The organism is Eikenella glucosivorans (assembly GCF_016025525.2).
Lineage (GTDB): Bacteria > Pseudomonadota > Gammaproteobacteria > Burkholderiales > Neisseriaceae > Eikenella > Eikenella glucosivorans.
The window spans coordinates 179930-196922 of sequence record NZ_JACSGR010000002.1 but is presented as its reverse complement, the minus strand read 5'-3'; the positions used below and the strand labels follow the sequence as shown (position 1 = coordinate 196922).

16 protein-coding genes, 1 tRNA gene and 1 pseudogene are annotated in these 16993 nt (G+C 59.2%); 13 read left to right on the top strand and 5 right to left on the bottom strand.

Features of this window, described 5'->3' with window-relative positions; translation table 11 throughout:
• Positions 1-340 precede the first annotated feature (340 nt).
• Positions 341-658: a helix-turn-helix domain-containing protein gene (locus H9Q10_RS02970; RefSeq protein ID WP_197902548.1), complete on the top strand. Its 318-nt coding sequence runs from the start codon at positions 341-343 to the stop codon at positions 656-658.
• Between the two features lie 457 nt (positions 659-1115).
• Positions 1116-1732, top strand: a pseudogene (locus tag H9Q10_RS02965) (IS1595 family transposase).
• A 181-nt stretch (positions 1733-1913) separates the two neighbouring features.
• Here H9Q10_RS02965 and H9Q10_RS02960 read toward each other — a convergent pair.
• Positions 1914-2327, bottom strand: a complete 414-nt coding sequence (locus H9Q10_RS02960) for a hypothetical protein (protein WP_197902547.1) — start codon at positions 2325-2327, stop codon at positions 1914-1916.
• Between the two features lie 143 nt (positions 2328-2470).
• Complete coding sequence (gshA, locus tag H9Q10_RS02955) at positions 2471-3814, bottom strand: glutamate--cysteine ligase (RefSeq protein ID WP_197902546.1); 1344 nt, start codon at positions 3812-3814, stop codon at positions 2471-2473.
• Between the two features lie 98 nt (positions 3815-3912).
• On the opposite strand from gshA, the gene mnmM reads away from it, so the two are divergent.
• From mnmM to H9Q10_RS02900, 11 genes are all read left to right on the top strand, one after another.
• Positions 3913-4494 carry a tRNA 5-(aminomethyl)-2-thiouridylate-methyltransferase MnmM gene (mnmM, locus tag H9Q10_RS02950; RefSeq protein WP_197902545.1) on the top strand — a complete coding sequence of 194 codons (582 nt, stop codon included), beginning with the start codon at positions 3913-3915 and terminating at the stop codon, positions 4492-4494.
• A gap of 122 nt (positions 4495-4616) precedes the next feature.
• The gene (locus H9Q10_RS02945; RefSeq protein WP_197902544.1) at positions 4617-5057 is read left to right on the top strand and encodes a hypothetical protein; all 441 of its coding nucleotides are present in this window, start codon (positions 4617-4619) and stop codon (positions 5055-5057) included.
• Between the two features lie 135 nt (positions 5058-5192).
• Positions 5193-5564: a SirB2 family protein gene (locus H9Q10_RS02940; RefSeq protein ID WP_197902741.1), complete on the top strand. Its 372-nt coding sequence runs from the start codon at positions 5193-5195 to the stop codon at positions 5562-5564.
• Between the two features lie 127 nt (positions 5565-5691).
• Positions 5692-6396, top strand: coding sequence for a response regulator (locus tag H9Q10_RS02935; protein WP_197902543.1), 705 nt, complete (start codon positions 5692-5694; stop codon positions 6394-6396).
• Positions 6393-7727 carry an ATP-binding protein gene (locus H9Q10_RS02930; protein ID WP_197902542.1) on the top strand — a complete coding sequence of 445 codons (1335 nt, stop codon included), beginning with the start codon at positions 6393-6395 and terminating at the stop codon, positions 7725-7727. Before H9Q10_RS02935 ends, H9Q10_RS02930 begins: the two co-directional genes overlap by 4 nt.
• 279 nt (positions 7728-8006) lie before the next feature.
• Positions 8007-8951, top strand: a complete 945-nt coding sequence (locus H9Q10_RS02925) for an energy transducer TonB (RefSeq protein ID WP_197902541.1) — start codon at positions 8007-8009, stop codon at positions 8949-8951.
• Between the two features lie 56 nt (positions 8952-9007).
• Complete coding sequence (locus tag H9Q10_RS02920; RefSeq protein WP_197902540.1) at positions 9008-9664, top strand: MotA/TolQ/ExbB proton channel family protein; 657 nt, start codon at positions 9008-9010, stop codon at positions 9662-9664.
• A 3-nt stretch (positions 9665-9667) separates the two neighbouring features.
• The gene (locus H9Q10_RS02915) at positions 9668-10108 is read left to right on the top strand and encodes an ExbD/TolR family protein (RefSeq protein ID WP_197902539.1); all 441 of its coding nucleotides are present in this window, start codon (positions 9668-9670) and stop codon (positions 10106-10108) included.
• A gap of 357 nt (positions 10109-10465) precedes the next feature.
• Complete coding sequence (gene ileS, locus H9Q10_RS02910) at positions 10466-13255, top strand: isoleucine--tRNA ligase (protein WP_197902538.1); 2790 nt, start codon at positions 10466-10468, stop codon at positions 13253-13255.
• Between the two features lie 362 nt (positions 13256-13617).
• Complete coding sequence (locus tag H9Q10_RS02905; protein ID WP_197902537.1) at positions 13618-14298, top strand: hypothetical protein; 681 nt, start codon at positions 13618-13620, stop codon at positions 14296-14298.
• Positions 14299-14420: 122 nt separating this feature from the next.
• A tRNA-Lys gene (locus tag H9Q10_RS02900) sits at positions 14421-14496 on the top strand.
• Positions 14497-14585: 89 nt separating this feature from the next.
• On the opposite strand, the gene H9Q10_RS02895 is transcribed toward H9Q10_RS02900, so the two are convergent.
• Genes H9Q10_RS02895 through dapF form a run of 3 tightly spaced genes read right to left on the bottom strand, consistent with a single transcriptional unit; the run spans position 14586 to position 16725 of the window.
• A complete protein-coding gene (locus H9Q10_RS02895) occupies positions 14586-15224 on the bottom strand; it encodes a hypothetical protein (RefSeq protein ID WP_218042242.1) in 639 nt (212 codons plus the stop codon).
• On the bottom strand, positions 15224-15877 hold the full coding sequence (locus H9Q10_RS02890; protein WP_197902536.1) for a DUF484 family protein: 654 nt from the start codon (positions 15875-15877) through the stop codon (positions 15224-15226). The genes H9Q10_RS02895 and H9Q10_RS02890 overlap by 1 nt, the downstream gene beginning before the upstream one ends.
• Entirely contained in the window at positions 15877-16725 is an 849-nt protein-coding gene (gene dapF / locus H9Q10_RS02885) for a diaminopimelate epimerase (RefSeq protein ID WP_197902535.1), read from the bottom strand. The genes H9Q10_RS02890 and dapF overlap by 1 nt, the downstream gene beginning before the upstream one ends.
• Between the last annotated feature and the right edge of the window lie 268 nt (positions 16726-16993).

The window sequence follows — 16993 nt, the reverse complement described above, 5'->3', positions numbered from 1 at the left end:
AACCCCGCATAATGCCGTATTGTGCAGATAGCGGCAAGGTGTAGCGGATTTAGTAAAACTTATCCTTTGGGTTTCAACATTTTTCAACAGGAGGCAAGCAATGCGACAACCTACAACAATGGAAGACCTTACTCTTGCCGATTTGCCCGACTTGTCGGATTAGAGGTTTGTGCCGATTTTAAGTTTGGAGCAACCCGCAGCGCAAAACTCGGGAGCTGTTTGCCAAAATCTACCAATACCAGCCGGAGCAACTGGCCGAATAGGCTACCTGAAAACCTGCCACGAAAGACACGGCAACCATTAAGGCGCGTTATGCCGCGTTGGTAAAGGAGCTACAGCAATGAAATCAAAAACCACCCACACCACCCCCGCAGGCGGCAATGTATTTTCCGATTTGGGTTTTCATCCCGAAGAGGCCGCCAAGCTCAAGGCGCATAGCGATATGGTTATCCAAACCAAGCTGAAGCTGGCAAAGAGAGTGAGCGACTGGATAGCCGAGCAGGATTTAAAGCAAGAGCAGGCAGCCGCCCTCTTCAACACCAGCCGCCCCCGCGTTTCCGATTTGGTAAACGGCAAAATCGGCAAATTCACGATTGATGCTCTGCTCTCTATGCTGGCCTCCACAGGGCAAACCGCCGAGCTGAATATCAGGCGGTAAGCCGACAGAAGGCTACCTGAAAACCCGACACCAGCCGCCGCGCTGGTGTTGTTGTATTCCCAGTTGTTCGGATTTATTTCCGAGAGCCGGATTTATTTCCGAGCTTCGGTGTTAGGTTTTGTTGGGTTTCCCCGCGCCGCAATGACAAGTTTTGACAAGTAGCCGCCACCCGCCGGAGCTGGTGAACCATCTGCACCACCCAGTGAACCAAATGCACTAAGTAGTGAACCTGTTGCACCAGCCACGCCGGAAAACATAACAGGTTTTCAGCAACCCGAGCAGCGGCAAAATTCCCGATTGCCTCCCCCCGAAAAACAGGGGCGGATTGTGTGTTATACAATAGCAAATTCATTCAAACAAAATTAATTCGTGAGGGTTAAAAAATAACGCTATTGATTTATGACAGCGTTAATTTTTAGGGGCTGTACTAGATTAGCAGTTATGTTACTCTCAAGATATGAAGATAACACACTGCAAATTAAAGAAAAAAGTACAGAAAGAACTGCTTCGCTTTTTTGTGCTCTAAGTTACCGCCCATGCCACTGCCGATATTTTGGGCATACAGCCCAATTCCGCCATCCTGTTCTACCGCAAAATCTGTATGGTCATCAGCCATCATTTGGCATTAGCGGCCAATGAAATTTTCGCCGGCCCGGTCGAATTGGACGAAAGTTATTTCGGTGGTCATCGCAAAGGTAGGTGAGGACGAGGTGCAGCGGGTAAGGTGGTGGTATTCGGTATCCTGAAACGACAAGGACGGGTCTATACCGTCGTGGTGAATAATGCCAGGTCTGAAACATTGATGCCTGTCATTAAAAGAAAATCATGCCCGACAGCATTGTCTATACCGACAGCCTGAGCAGTGACGACAAGTTGGACGTGAGCGGTTTTATCCATCACCGTATCAACCATTCCAAGGAATTTGCAGACCGTCAGAACCACATCAACGGCATCGAAAACTTTTGGAATCAGGCAAAACGCGTCTTACGCAAATACAACGGAATCGACCGCAAATCTTTCCCCCTGTTCTTGAAAGAGTGCGAGTTTCGGTTTAACTTCGGCACTCCGTCCTAACAGTTTAAACCCCTGCAAAAATGGTGTGGAATTTAGGGCTAATCTAGTACAACCCAAAATTTTAGCTTTGCAGCGCTATGTTTTCAGGTAGCCTTATTTGGGGAAAGGCTACCTGAAAATTAGAATGATGGCGTGGGCAACAAGCTGCCTACTCTACCCGTCTTCGCTTTTTATATCGGCATTACGCCGTAATCCACTTTTGCGAGAGGGGCGCATAAATTTTTGCATTTTTATTAAATGTATCGTATTCGGTAATCAGTTGCTTAAACGCCGATATTTCTTCAAAAAATATATCTTTGCCAACTGAAAACCCCGATATACATAATTCATCCGACGATAACCGCGCAAGTTCTAACGAACGCTGAATGGCCTGAAGGAAGATTGGAATATTCTCCTCAGTCTGTAAATAATCCTTCAGCGAAACTAGGATACCGACAACCCAATGAGACAGCAATTCTTCAATTTCTGCTCGTAACACCACCATTTTATCGGGATGTTTTTTCAGTTCCTCCAACAGAATGGCAGCAAAGACTTCGCCTGTTGCATTGTGTATCCAGAAATATTTTTCTTTGTATGCAATTGCTGTTGTTCCCATTAGACCCCTAGTCTTCGGTATCTTTCCTTCATGTATTAATATTAAAAAAGGCTACCTGAAATTTTAGCTTCGCAGAAACTCCGCTGTGCTGCGGTTTAACTACGTTGATGCTTCGTTTTCAGGTAGCCCTTCATTCCATCACATCAACCCTGCTCCAACTCAATCGAAGCCGCCAAGAGCGAGAGCCGCGCCATCACGCCGTACACATACAGCCGGTTGTTGGCGCAGTCGCAGCCCTGGTTGTAGTCGGGCAGGCCAAGCGTTTGCCACTGCTCGAACACGCGCTTGCTGCCGGCGAGGAATTCCGGATCTTCGCCGCTGCTGTCGGTTTGCGGCATATTGCGGCTCAGGGGCACGAAGCGCATGCCGCTGGCGTTGAGGTTTTCATCCGTGCCGCGCCCTTCGTGCACGCGGAAGAATCCGCCCACCACGAAGCGGTCTATCATATACACCACAGGCTCGGCCACGGCGCCGTTGAGCGTTTCGTAGGTGTAAATCCCTTCCTGCACAATCACTTCCGTTACCGCCAAACCTTCTTTCACCGTGGCCATTTTGTTGCGGTTCTTGCGGTTGAGCGCGCGCACTTCGTCGGCGGATTTCACGCTCATCACGCCCATGCCGTAGGTGCCGGCATCGGCTTTCACAATCACGAAAGGCTGGTCGGTAATGCCTTTTTCGTCGTACTTGGCCTGCGTTTTAGCCAGCACGCGCTCCACAGCGGCGGCCAGCGCATCCTCGCCTTCGCGCTCGTGGAAGTTCAGGCCGGACACTTTTTCAAAATAGGGGTTAATCTGCCATTCGTCGATGCCGATCAGCGCGGCAAATTCGGCGGCCACTTGGTTATAGGCGGCGAAATGGGCGGTTTTACGCCGGGTAGTCCAGCCGCCGTGCAGTGGCGGCAGCACGGTATGGCGGACGCCCTGCAAAATTTCGGGCACGCCGCCGGAGAGGTCGTTGTTCAGCAGCACGAGGCAGGGCGAGAAGCCGTCGGCCAGGTGCACACGCTCGCGGGTGCGTTGCAGGGGCTCGAGCAAAATGGTGTGCCCCAGCGCGGTTTGAAATTCGGTGGGCGCGGTGATTTCCGGGTTGAGGCTGCCCAGGCGCACGGCAAAGCCGGCCTGGCGCAGGATATTGCTCAGCGCATATACGTTTTCCAAATAGAAGGTATTGCGCGTGTGGTTTTCCGGCACAATCAGCACGGATTTGGCCGATTCGCAATAGCGTTCCACCGCGTCGGTGGCGGCGGCGGCGGCCAGCGGGCTGAACTGCGGGTTTAAATTGTTAAAGCCGCCGGGGAAGAGATTCATGTCGATGGAAGCCATTTTATAGCCGCTGTTGCGGATGTCCACCGAGCCGTAAAACGGCGGTTTGTGCTGCTTCCACTGGCTGCGGAACCAGGCTTCGATCTCGGCTTGCTTTTGCAGGATGAGTGTTTCAAAATCCCGCAGATAGGGCGCGTATTGCGGGGAGATGGCCGGAATGCCCATGCTGATTTCCTTTCATAAAGATGCGTGCAGATGGCAGGCATTATACTCCAAGCCCGCGCCGCGATTGCCAATCCCCTTATATCCCGCAAGGCTACTCCATGCTCGACAACATCCTCCCCTTCGCCCACCGCCTGCTCGCCCAAGCCACGCCCGAGGGCGGCACCGCCATCGACGCCACCGCCGGCAACGGCCACGACACGCTGTTTCTGGCGCAATGCGTGGGCGCGCGCGGCCGCGTGTATGCCTTCGACATCCAGCCGCAGGCGTTGGCCGCCACGCAGGCGCGTTTGCAGGCAGCCGGGGAGGAGGATCAGGTGTGCCTGATTGCCGCCAGCCACGCCGATTTGGCCGAGCATGTGCGCGAACCTGTGCACAGTATCGTGTTCAACTGCGGCTTCCTGCCCGGCGGCAACAAATCGCTCACCACCGAAGCCGGCAGCACCCTCGCCGCACTCGCCCAAGCCGTGCGGCTGCTGCGCCCCGGCGGGCTGCTGGCCGCCGTGCTGTATCCCGGCCATGCCGCCGGCGCGCTTGAAGCCGAAGCCGTGTCCGCCTGGGCGGCCGAGCTGCCGCAGCAGGAATTTGCCGTGCTGCGCTACGGCTTCCTCAACCGCCGCAACCGCCCGCCCTATCTGCTGGCCATCGAAAAACATGCCGCATCCGCAGCAGAGGCTACCTGAAAGCGCCAGTATCAGCGAAGCTAAAACGGAGCTTCCGTGGGAAGCGGAGTTTCTGTGAAGCTAAAGCGTCAGCTTCAACGAAGTTAAAACTAAAACGGCAACTTCAGCCAAGCTCAAAACCCATGTCTAAAAAACGAAAACGCCAATCCGCCCCCGAATTTCCGCCCATCCTATTCCCTTATATCCAGCAAGCCAGCGATGATACCCTGCGCCGCATCAGCCGCTTCGACTATGGCATGGAAGCCGAGCGCCACTTCAACGCCCTGCGCCAAATCGTGCACGAGCAAAACGGCTACGTGAGCTTGAGTTTAGACCAAGCCTTCTACCCCGGCGACGTGATCGAGCTGGCCGCCTTCGACCCGCAAGACGCTTTCTGCTATACCGTCTGCCACCTCATCATGATACAGAGCGAGCTGGCCGAAACCTGCCGCTTCACCCTTTCACCCTACTGGAAACGCTACCGCACAGGCGAACGCGAAGCCCTGCCGCCCACCATGCAGGCACAGCTCGACGCCGCCTACCGCCTCGCCGACGAACGCAGCCTGATCGACCACGATTGGTAAACCCGAAAAGGCTACCTAAAAACCTCCACCGCCATTTTTCAGGTAGCCTTTCCCCATTTTTTCCCAAGGCTATTGGCTGTTCCCACACTTTCAGGTAGCCTTCCGTTTTCCAAACGCACACCACAAACCACCGCCATGTACCTCATCGCCAAACACAGCCACCTGCTGTTCGTCGTCATCACCGTCATCCTGTTCAACCTCCGCTTCTGGCTGCGCACCGCCCGCCCGCAGCGCCCCGTACCCAAAGCGCTACGCATCCTGCCGCACCTCAACGACACCCTGCTGCTCCTCACCGGCATCCTGCTGCTCGCCATCACCCGCTACACCCCCTTCGGCAACGCCAACTGGCTCGGCGTAAAGCTGATTTTGGTGGTGGTGTATATTTTCCTCGGCATGTTCTGCCTCAAAAGCCCGCCACGCTCCGGCAAATGGTGGCTCGGCTACGCCCTCTCGATGGGCTGCCTCTGCCTCATCTACTGGCTCGCCACCTACAAACCCCTGTTTTAACGCCCGCCTGATTCAGCCAACAGGCTACCTGAAAATCCGGCCGCCCCATTTTCAGGCAGCCTAATTTTCAGCTAATTCACTCCTGCTATACTGCCGCCATCTTTTTCAGGTAGCCTGCCACACCGCCATGCGCCTCCTCCTTATCGAAGACGACCCCATGATCGCCGAAGCCGTAGCCGGCAGCCTCCGCGACAGCGGCCACGCCGTCGATTGGCTCGACAACGGCCACAGCGCCACCGCCGCCCTCAAGAGCCAAAGCTACGACCTCATCCTGCTCGACCTCGGCCTGCCCGGCCAAGACGGCCTCCTCGTCTTGCAGCAGCTGCGCGGCAGCGGCAACCCCACCCCCGTACTCATCCTCACCGCCCGCGACGACCTCCACAGCCGCCTGTCCGGCCTCGACGGCGGCGCCGACGACTACCTGGTGAAGCCCTTCGACATGGCCGAGCTGCAAGCCCGCATCCGCGCCGTTATGCGCCGCCACCACCGCCAAACCGGCCCCGCCCCCGGCAACGGCGCCCTCACCCTCAACCCCGCCGCCCATCAAGTGCACATCGCCGGCCAAAGCGAGCCCGTCATCCTCAGCAACAAAGAATTCGCCATCCTCGAAGCCCTGCTCCAGCGCCCCGGCACCATCCTCTCCCGCAGCAGCCTCGAAGACAAAATCTACGGCTGGGGCGAAGAAGTGGAAAGCAACGCCATCGACTACCTCATCCACGCCCTGCGCAAAAAAATCGGCAAAGACCACATCAAAAACATCCGCGGCGTCGGCTGGATGGTGCCCAAAGAGCCCAACACCCGCCAACCGCCCCACATCACATCCCGCCCATGACCCTCCCCTTCCGCCACTCCCTCCAGCTGCGCCTCGCCGCCGCCCTCAGCGCCGCCCTGCTGCTCGCCGCCCTCATCGCCGGCGGCTTCTCCTTCTACGACAGCTACCGCAGCACCCACAAGCTCCAAGACGACCTCCTGCGCCAAATCGCCGCCCACATCGACCCCCAAAGGCTACCTGAAAACACCAAGAGCCAGCGCGACGCCCACATCCGCGTGCAAACCCCCGCCGGCGAGCAAGCCCGCGCACGCGATGATGATGATGACGACGAACACATCACCCTTCCCCCCAACCTCCCCGAAGGCCTCCACACCTTCCAAGAGCCCGGCGACAACGACACCTACCGCGCCTACATCCGCCACACCCCGCAAGGCCCCGTTGCCGTCCTGCAAGAAAACGAATTCCGCGAAGACATGGCCGAGCATGCCGCCTGGAGCAGCGCACTGCCCCTCCTGCTGCTCGCCCCCCTCTCCATCATCCTCACCATCCTCATCGTCCAGCGCACCATGCAGCCCGTGCGCCGCCTCTCCCAAAGCCTCGACACCCGCCCCAGCGCCGACCTCACCCCCCTGCCCGAAGCCGACCAACCCCACGAAATCCGCAGCTTCATCCGCGCCATCAACCACCTGCTCGCACGCACCGAAGCCGCCATGCAACAGCAGCAACGCTTCATCGCCGACGCCGCCCACGAACTGCGCAGCCCCATGACCGCCCTCTCCCTGCAAGCCGAACGCCTCGCCGCCCAGCCCCTGCCCGAGCCCGCCGCCGGCCAGCTCGCCGCCCTGCTGCAAGGCATCCGCCGCAACCGCCACCTGCTCGAGCAGCTCCTCTCCCTCACCCGTGCCCAAGCCCCCGAAGCCCAGCGCCCCAAAGCCCGCCTCAGCAGCCAAGCCCTCTTCCGCAGCGTGATTGAAGACCTCCACCCCCTCGCCGACGCCAAACAGCAAGACCTCGGCGTAGCCAGCCCCGACGACCCCGTTTTCCAAGCCAACGAAGCCGACATCTACACTCTCGTCAAAACCCTCGCCGACAACGCCATCCGCTACAGCCCCGCCGGTAGCCAGATCGACCTCTCCGCCGCCGAAACCCCCGCCCACATCATCTTCCGCATCGAAGACAACGGCCCCGGCATCCCTCCCGCCGAACGCCGCCGCGTGTTCGACCCCTTCTACCGCATCCTCGGCAGCGGCCAAGAAGGCACCGGCCTCGGCCTCCCCATCGCCCGCACCATCGCCGAACGCCACGGCGGCCGCATCGAGTTGGCAAGCAGCCCCCGCTTCCCCAGCGGCCTGCTCGTCAGCGTTTACCTCAGCAAACAGCACCTCGGATAGAACCCCTTTCGTTCAAAGCACACACCGCCCGAAAATTTTCAGGTAGCCCTCCCTTTCAACCGGCTACCTGAAAATAAAGCTCCAACATAGTGAAAACGCACAGAATCCTCATATCGTTCGAGCCGCCACAAGCCCCGCAAAGGCTACCTGAAAACCAGAAACCGCCTCCCCGCCAAACCCACCCATCACCACCCAACCCGCCGCTGCCGTGCCGAACCCGCCCGCCTTGCAAAAATATCTTGCAAACAGAAATAGTTCGCATTAATATGCCGCCCCATCATGCAAAACGAAAACCGCTTTCTCTCACCGGCCGCGCTGCTGTTCGTGATCGCCGCCCACGCCCTGCTGTATTGGCTGCTGGTTTCGGTCAAACCGCCGGAACTGCCTGCCGAACCGCCCGGGCTGAGCTTTGTTGATCTCGGCATGCTCGGCGGCGGCGGGGGGGGCGGCGGCCAAGGCGGCGATGTGGTGGTGGAAGAAGAGCCCGCGCCCGCGCAAGGCCGGCCCGAACAACCGCCCGCCCCGCCCCAGCCCAAACCGGAGCAGCCCAAGCCCGCGCCCGAGCAGCGCGCCCAAATCAAGCCGGTGGAACGAACCGACCGACCGGCCGACATCGTCCAGCCCAAACCCCAGCCCGAAGTCAAACCGGTGCGCCCCGAGCCCAAACCCGAGCCGCGCCCCGAAGCCAAACCAGTCGCACCTGCCAACACCCCGCCGTCTAGCACGGCCGGCAGCCACAGCGCCGGCGGCAGCAGCAGCGGCCAAGGCCACGGTGCGCCTTCGGCCGGTTCGGGCGGCGGCAGCGGCGGCGGTCAGGGCACCGGCGTCGGCCCCGGCCAAGGCAGCGGCCGAGGCCCGGGTTCCGGCTCCGGCGAAGGCGGCGGCCACGGCAGCGGTATCGGCTCAGGCAACGGCCCGGGCACCGGCGGTGGAGGGGGCGGCGACAGCAATCCAACCCACATCGGCGGCTACCTGAACAACCCGAAACCGCCCTACCCGCCGCAGCTGGAAGAAGAAGGCATCAGCGGCACGGTGCGTCTGCGCGTGATGGTGGAAACCAACGGCAAGCCCTCCAGCGTGGAAGTGCTTTCCGCCACCCATCCGCTGTTCGGGCGCTCGGCCGAGAAAACCGTGCGCGAACGCTACACCTTCGTACCAGCCAAACGCAACGGCCAGCCGATACGCGCCAGCTACACCTTTACCCTGCGCTTTACCGCACGCTAAGCCGCAACCCGGATTACCCACATTCACCCATATAAACAGCATCATTTAGGAGCATCATGAACTTAGGACACGTTTTCGCGCAAGGCGACATGGTATTGATCAGCGTCTTCGTTATATTAGTGCTGATGAGCATCGCCACCTGGTGGATCATCATCGTGCGCGGCATCCGCCTGCACCAAGTGCGCCACGCCAACCGCGGCACCATCGAAGCCGTGGCCACCGTCTCTTCCATGGAAGACATGCTGCGGCTGGCCAAAGCCCACCCCTCCCCGCTGAGCGAGCTCACCGAATCGGCCATCCGCGCCGCGCGCCAATACCGCGCCAACCCCGCCAGCCCGCTCACTACCATCCCGCTGGGCGACTACCTGGTGCAGCACATCCGCAACACCATGAGCATCGCCAACCGCAGCCTCAACGGCGGGCTCACCATCCTCGCCTCCGTGGGCGCCACCGCACCGTTTATCGGCCTGTTCGGCACAGTGTGGGGCATCTATCACGCGCTGGAAAACATCAGCCTGCAGGGCCAGGTGAACATTGCCACCGTGGCCGGCCCCATCGGCGAAGCGCTGGTGGCCACCGCCGTGGGCCTGTTTGCCGCCATCCCCGCCGTGCTCTCCTACAACTTTATCGTGCACGGCAACAAGCAGGTAGCGCAGGATATGGACGCCTACGCCTACGACCTGCACGTGAAAATCATGAACGACAAGGAGTAAGCCATGGCATTCGGCTCGATGAACAACGGCGACGATTCGCCGATGGCCGACATCAACGTTACCCCGCTGGTGGACGTGATGCTCGTGCTGCTAATCGTGTTCATGATCACCATGCCGGTGATGACCCATTCCATCCCGCTGGAGCTGCCCACCGCCTCGGCCAAGCAGGTGGCGGAAAACGCCGCGCAGCCCAAAGACCCGCTGCGCCTCTCCATCTCCGCCGACGGCAGCTACCACCTGGCCGAAGGCGAGCAGATTACCCTGCAGGCACTGGAAGCCCAGCTGCAGCAGCTGGCCAAAACCAATCCCGACCAAGTGATCGCCATCGCTGCCGACAAAAACGCCCAGTTCGACTACGTGGAAAAAGCCCTCAGCGCCGTGCGCGATGCCGGCCTGAGCAAAGTCGGCTTCGTAACCGAAGAACCGGAGCGGGCCGCACAATAAGCCTCTCTGCCGGCATCAAAGGCTACCTGAAAACCATTTCAGCTGTGCAGAAACTTTGCTGCGCCGCATTTTCAGGTAGCCTTTTCCTTATCTTTCCCCATCCCGCAGAAGGCTACCTGAAAACAAGCCAACCCGTTTTCAGGTAGCCTTTTGCGCCAAATCCTTATAAAATCGGCAGCTTGTTTTCCTTATCCTTCCAACCGCAGCGCAGGCTACCTATAGTGGATTAACAAAAATCAGGACAAGACGGCAAAGCCGCAGGCAGTACAGATAGTACGGCAAGGCGAGGCAACGCAGTCTTGGTTTTTGTTAATTCACTATAAAACCCACCGGCCGCCTGCCGACACCGAGACCACCATGACCGACTACTCCCAAACCGTAAACCTCTACGAATCCCCCTTCCCCATGCGCGGCAACCTTGCCAAGCGCGAGCCGGCGTGGGTGAAGCAGTGGCAGGACGAAAAACGCTACAAAAAGCTGCGCCAAATCGCCGCCGGCCGCCCTAAATTCATCCTGCACGACGGCCCGCCCTATGCCAACGGCGACATCCACATCGGTCATGCGGTCAATAAAATTCTGAAAGACATCATCATCCGCAGCAAAACGCTGGCGGGCTTCGACGCGCCCTATGTGCCCGGCTGGGACTGCCACGGCCTGCCGATTGAGGTGATGGTGGAAAAACTGCACGGCAAGGAAATGCCGCCTTCCAAATTCCGCGAGCTCTGCCGCCAGTATGCCGCCGAGCAGATTCTGCGCCAGAAAAAAGACTTTATCCGCCTGGGCGTCATCGGCGATTGGGACGACCCCTACCTCACTATGGACTACCAAACCGAAGCCGACACCGTGCGCACGCTGGGCGAAATCTACAAAGCAGGCTACCTGTATCGCGGTGCGAAGCCCGTGCAGTTCTGTTTGGACTGCGGCTCCTCGCTGGCCGAAGCCGAAGTGGAATACAAAGACAAAGTGTCGCCCGCCATCGACGTGGCCTACCGCTTCAAAGACAACGCCGCGCTGGCCAAGGCTTTCAGGCTGCCTGAAATTGCGGGCGACGCGTTTGCCGTGATTTGGACCACCACGCCGTGGACGCTGCCCGCCAGCCAGGCGATTTCCGCCGGCGCGGACATCGCGTACCAGCTTATCGACACGCCGCGCGGCAAACTGGTTCTCGCCAAAGATTTGGCCGAAGCCGCGCTGGAACGCTACGGTTTTTCAGGTAGCCCCATTCTGGCCGAATGCAGCGGCGCGGATTTGGAAAACCTGCACGCCGAACACCCCTTCATCGAGCGCGACATCCTGATTCTGAACGGCGACCACGTTACCACCGAAGCCGGTACCGGCCTGGTGCACACCGCCCCCGCGCACGGCTTGGAAGACTATTTCGTCAGCAACCAATACGGCATCGAGATGTATAACCCCGTGAACGCGCAAGGTAAATATATTGCCGAAGTACCGCGCGTGGCGGGCATGACCGTGTGGGAAGCCAACCCCGTGATTCTGGACTGGCTGCAAGAAAACGGCCGCCTGCTCGCCAGCGAAAAAATCACCCACAGCTACGCCCACTGCTGGCGGCACAAAACCCCGCTGATTTACCGCGCCACCGGCCAATGGTTCATCGGCATGGACAAAGCCGGCACCGACGGCAAAACCCTGCGCGACAAAGCCCTCAAAGCCGTGGACGACACCGAATTCTTCCCCGCATGGGGACGCGCGCGGCTGGAAGCCATGATTGAAGGCCGCCCCGACTGGGTGGTGAGCCGTCAGCGTTTCTGGGGCACGCCGATGACCTTCTTCGCCCACAAAGAAACCGGCGAGCTGCACCCCGATTCCGCCGCGCTGCTGGAAAAAGTCGCCCTGCTCATCGAGAAAAAAGGCATCAACGCCTGGTTTGAGCTGGACAAAGCCGAACTGCTGTCGCCCGAAGACTGCGCACAATACGACAAACTGCCCGACACCATGGACGTGTGGTTCGATTCGGGCAGCACCCACTTTTCCGTGCTGAAACAACGCCCCGAGCTCGCCTGGCCGGCCGATTTGTATTTGGAAGGCAGCGACCAGCACCGCGGCTGGTTCCAATCCTCCATGCTCACCGGCTGCGCCACGCTCGGCCGCGCGCCCTACAAACAGCTTCTGACACACGGCTTCGTGGTGGACCAGAACGGGCGCAAAATGTCCAAATCCATCGGCAACGTGGTCGCCCCGCAGGAGGTGTACAACGAATTCGGCGCGGACATCCTGCGCCTGTGGGCGGCCGCCACCGATTACAGCGGCGAATTGGCGATTTCCAAAGAAATCCTCAAACGCGTAACCGAAAGCTACCGCCGCATCCGCAACACATTGAGCTTCCTGTTTGCCAACCTCAAAGACTTCAACCCGATTGAAGACGCCGTGCCGCAGGCCGACATGGTGGAAATCGACCGCTACGCCCTCGTGCTGGCGCGCCAGTTGCAGGAAAAGGTTTCAGGCAGCCACTACCCGCGCTACGCCTTCCACTTCGCCGTGCAGGACATCGTGCAGTTCTGCTCCGAAGACTTGGGCGCGTTTTATCTGGACATTCTGAAAGACCGTCTCTACACCACCAAAAAAGACGGCCACGCCCGCCGCAGCGCGCAAACCGCGCTCTACCACATCACCCGCAGCCTCGTGCTCCTGATGTCGCCCATCCTCTGCTTCACCGCCGAAGAAGCGTGGGACATCATCGGCGGCGGCGAAGAAGACAGCGTGCTCTACCACACCCTGCACGACTTCCCGCCCATCCCCGCCGCCAGCGAAGCCGCGCTGCTGGAAAAATGGACGGCCGTGCGCGAAGTCCGCGCCCTGGTGAACGCCGCCATCGAGCCGCTGCGCGCCGACAAAACCGTCGGCTCGTCCTTGCAGGCCGAAGTCGATTTAAGGCTGCCTGAAAAGCTATACCGCCCCTGCGCCGCCTTGGGCAGCGAACTGCGCTTCGTGCTGCTCGTCTCATCCGCCACACTGCAAAACGGCGGCGAAGCCGAAGCCCAAATCAGCGTGCGCCCCAGCACCGCACCCAAATGCGAACGCTGCTGGCACTATGTGCCCGAAGTCGGCAGCATCGCCGCCCATCCGACCCTGTGCCCGCGCTGCGCTGAAAATGTGGACGGCAAGGGCGAAGAGCGGGACTACGCTTAGATCGGTTTAGGCTACCTGAAAACGAAGTTTCCGCAGGAAGCGGAGTTTCTGCGAAGCTAAAACGTCAGCTTCAACGAAATTAAAATATCCGCAGCAATAAGGTGGGCAACGAATGCCCACCTTTTTTCAGGCTACCTGAAAACACACATGGCTAAAATAATGATTTCTTCATACCGGGCAGCGGGCCGCAGGCATACAGCCAGCTAGTGCAGCAAGGCGGAGCAACAAAATTAGCCGCAAATCGGGTTTTCCAAACCCAAGATTTGGGCGTAACCGCTGTGCAGGATACAAGCATCCAACCTATGGCTACCCTTTGCTACCCCTCTTTCAGGTAGCCTGGAAATACATAAAGGATCAAACACATGACAAGCCACCCTTATTTAGACCTGCAACAGGGCAATGTGGAAAGCTGTTGCATGATGGTGTCCAAAGCAGAAGTGCCGCAATGGTACAAGCAAGGCTGGCTGCCGCATTACGCCGTCGGCCTGTCGCGCCGCGAGGCCAACCGCGCCTATATGGTTTACGGCTTCATGCGCTTCAAGCGCGATGTGCTGCTGTTTAGCCACCCCGAATATTTGGCAGCCAAATCCCCCATCGGGCGCAAAATTGTTGGCTTCTGCACTCATCTGGGCACTTACGGCATGGGCGGCCCCGGCTTTTTCGGGCTGCTGTTGGACACAAACGAATACTTGGTTTACACAGCATGGCACGCAGGATACAGCACGCTGCTGGACAACCGTGCAGTAGAAATCTACCCATACGGCAACACCGCTGCTCGCGGTTGGGTTGGCCATTTGAACGGAACCGAATGGGACGAACTCTCGCCCCTGCTCACCGGCTGCGAAATCGCCGACTGCACCCTCGCCGAGCACCGCTGCACCCTACAGCTGCAAAAAGACAGCCAAACCCATTTATTGGAATTCGTGCGCCAAGACGAACGCATCCCGAGTACCACTGATCAAGAACCCCGCCTGGCATACGAAGACGGGCAAATCGCCGACTATTTGATGTATCAGCATAAAAACGCTTGGCTGGTAGTATAGGCCGGCTTGTCTATGCGGCAAAAGGCTACCTAAAAACCATTTTTTAGTTTTCAGGTAGCCTCCCCTTCCCGCCCATACTTGACAGCGCGTTAAACAATTTTTACAATGCGCATCTTCCATTCGGGTCGTTAGCTCAGTTGGTAGAGCAGCGGACTCTTAATCCGTAGGTCGAGCGTTCGAGCCGCTCACGACCCACCAACACAAAACCAGCTTAAGCAAGCACTTAAGCTGGTTTTTGTTTGCCGTACAGCATGGCAGATTCCATCACTTCGGCAAAATCCTGCCACTTAATAAAACAGCATCCACAGCCCGCGCAACACCGCAATCAGCAGCATCTTCTCATTCGCCAGCAAACAGGCTACCTGAAAAAGCAAACTCAGCAGCAACACCCCCTGCAGCTGCAACGGGCTGAACAACAGCACATCATCCCGGCTCAGATAACGCCGGTGCAGCCACATCAGCAGCATCAGCAGCATCTGCCCCGCCATCCACAACACCGGCTGCAAAAAATACAGCGACAACAGCCCGGTGAGCATCGGCCCCGACATCCCCTGCGGATATTGCCAGATCGCAATCAGCAGCAGAAACAGCAGCGTAATGTGCTGCACCGCGCCCGCCACCGCAAAATACGCCAAAAACGTGCCGCCGCCTTCCAGCTTCCAGCCCATCTGCCGCGCATCATAGCGCCAGCCGTTGGCAAACAGAAACAGGCTGGCCAGCGCGATGTAGCCATACACCGGATACACATTGGCGATGTGCGTGATCCCCAGCACGCCGGGCATAATCCGCGCACTAAGCAGGCCGAAGCCCAGCCACAGCAGCACGCTGCCCCACAGCCAGGAAAACTGCTGCCGCTGAAACGCCGCCGTGAGGAACAGCGTGATATATAGCGACAACACCCACAGCGTCAGGCTTTGCCCTGCCATTATTGCCACCCGCCGGCACGCGTCAGCGCCACCGCCGTGCAGGCGGCCAGCTCGCGCACCCAATCCAGCGGTAAATCCGGCGTGAAACGCGTTTCATCGGCATCGCCCGCCGCCAGCACAGCCACGGTTTGCCCGTTTACCCGCACCGGCAGGAGCAAAAAACTTTCCAGCCCTTTTCCATCGTGCGGCAGCGCCTTAATCAGGGCGGGCGAAATATGGTTATCACACAGAGGCTCTTGCAAAGCACACAAAGCAGCATGCGCGGCATGATTTTCAGGTAGCCTGTAGCCGCCATCGGGCGTGTTTTTCTTCGGCGGCGCGGCCAGCAGCCACACGCAGCCCGAAGCCAGCCCGAAATCCTCGCGCAAACCCTTCTCCGCCGCGCGCAGCACCTGCAACAGCGTGTTCGCCGCCAGCAGCCGGCGCACGAAGCCCAGCATACGGCCGAGGGTTTGGTGGTTGCTGTCGGCATCCTGCATGATTTGCGCCAGCTGGCCGGCCATCTTGGCCGCCTTCTCCTGCTGCGCCAGCCATTGCGCCTGCACGAAAGACTGCACCCTCCCCTGCGCGGGCCGCACGCCCAATTCGGCGGCGTGGTTCAACACAAACTCCGGGTGTTCCTGCAAATAGGCCAATATTTTCTTTTCGTTCATCAGTAGCTTACCGTTCCTTCAAACACCGTGGCCGCCGGCCCGGTCATCAACACATGGTTATTTGCCGCCCACTCGATGCGCAAATCGCCGCCGGGCAGGCTCACGTTCACTTCGCCGTCGCGCGCGAGCAGCCCCAGGCGGATGCCCGCCACCACCGCCGCACACGAGCCGCTGCCGCAGGCCTGCGTTTCGCCCACGCTGCGCTCGAACACGCGCAAGCGGATATGGTGCGCGTCCAGCACCTGCATGAAGCCCACGTTCACCCGCTCGGGAAACTGCGGGTGCCGCTCCAGCTTGGCGCCCCAATCGGCCACCGGCGCCTTGTCCACATCGGCCACCGGCAGCACGGCGTGCGGGTTGCCCATGCTCACGCAGGCCAGGCGCGCCGTTTCCGCGCCCAGGGCAACTTCGTGCAGCAGCGCGTCTGCCGCCTCGCCCGGCGCAGGCACAAAGGGAATCTCGGCAGCGGCTAGGCGCGGCTCGCCCATATCCACCGTAACCAAACCGTCCGATGTTAAGTGCAGCACAATCAGCCCTTTGGCAGTGAGCACCTTGATGTGGTCGTGCCGGCTCAGGCCTTTTTCGCGCACGAAGCGGGCGAAGCAGCGCGCGCCGTTGCCGCACTGCTCCACTTCGCTGCCGTCGGTGTTGAAAATGCGGTAGCGGAATTCGGCTTCCGGCAGCGGCGAGGCTTCCACCAGCAAAAGCTGGTCGAAGCCGATGCCCCAATGGCGGTCGGCCCAGGCGGCAATCGGCGCGGCGGCGGGGTCGAAACGCTGGCTGATGCCGTCAACAACCATAAAGTCGTTGCCCAAACCGTGCATTTTGGTGAATTTGATCTCTGCCATTTCCGGCCTCCCGCCGGCAGTTGGAAAAAATGGCCTATCATACCCAATCCGCGCCGCGAGTTAAAGCCGCATCGGAAGCGGCGCTAAAAGCTACCTGAAATTGGGCAGGTCATCGTCACCTGAACAGAAGTTTTTCAAACTAAAGAAAAATGATTGCCGGAAAAATTTTCAGGTAGCCTCCGGCTGCCGCGGGCAGGCTACCTGAAAAATACGGTAAACCATGCCGCCCGTTCCTAACCCAATCCGTTTGTTCTTTAACTTCCCGCCG

Bases quoted from the DNA above. Each gene is read 5' to 3' on its own strand.
- H9Q10_RS02970 (WP_197902548.1), top strand. From the start codon at position 341: ATGAAATCAAAAACCACCCACACCACCCCCGCAGGCGGCAATGTATTT.
- H9Q10_RS02960 (WP_197902547.1), bottom strand. From the start codon at position 2,327: ATGGGAACAACAGCAATTGCATACAAAGAAAAATATTTCTGGATACAC.
- gshA (WP_197902546.1), bottom strand. From the start codon at position 3,814: ATGGGCATTCCGGCCATCTCCCCGCAATACGCGCCCTATCTGCGGGAT.
- mnmM (WP_197902545.1), top strand. From the start codon at position 3,913: ATGCTCGACAACATCCTCCCCTTCGCCCACCGCCTGCTCGCCCAAGCC.
- H9Q10_RS02945 (WP_197902544.1), top strand. From the start codon at position 4,617: ATGTCTAAAAAACGAAAACGCCAATCCGCCCCCGAATTTCCGCCCATC.
- H9Q10_RS02940 (WP_197902741.1), top strand. From the start codon at position 5,193: ATGTACCTCATCGCCAAACACAGCCACCTGCTGTTCGTCGTCATCACC.
- H9Q10_RS02935 (WP_197902543.1), top strand. From the start codon at position 5,692: ATGCGCCTCCTCCTTATCGAAGACGACCCCATGATCGCCGAAGCCGTA.
- H9Q10_RS02930 (WP_197902542.1), top strand. From the start codon at position 6,393: ATGACCCTCCCCTTCCGCCACTCCCTCCAGCTGCGCCTCGCCGCCGCC.
- H9Q10_RS02925 (WP_197902541.1), top strand. From the start codon at position 8,007: ATGCAAAACGAAAACCGCTTTCTCTCACCGGCCGCGCTGCTGTTCGTG.
- H9Q10_RS02920 (WP_197902540.1), top strand. From the start codon at position 9,008: ATGAACTTAGGACACGTTTTCGCGCAAGGCGACATGGTATTGATCAGC.
- H9Q10_RS02915 (WP_197902539.1), top strand. From the start codon at position 9,668: ATGGCATTCGGCTCGATGAACAACGGCGACGATTCGCCGATGGCCGAC.
- ileS (WP_197902538.1), top strand. From the start codon at position 10,466: ATGACCGACTACTCCCAAACCGTAAACCTCTACGAATCCCCCTTCCCC.
- H9Q10_RS02905 (WP_197902537.1), top strand. From the start codon at position 13,618: ATGACAAGCCACCCTTATTTAGACCTGCAACAGGGCAATGTGGAAAGC.
- H9Q10_RS02895 (WP_218042242.1), bottom strand. From the start codon at position 15,224: ATGGCAGGGCAAAGCCTGACGCTGTGGGTGTTGTCGCTATATATCACG.
- H9Q10_RS02890 (WP_197902536.1), bottom strand. From the start codon at position 15,877: ATGAACGAAAAGAAAATATTGGCCTATTTGCAGGAACACCCGGAGTTT.
- dapF (WP_197902535.1), bottom strand. From the start codon at position 16,725: ATGGCAGAGATCAAATTCACCAAAATGCACGGTTTGGGCAACGACTTT.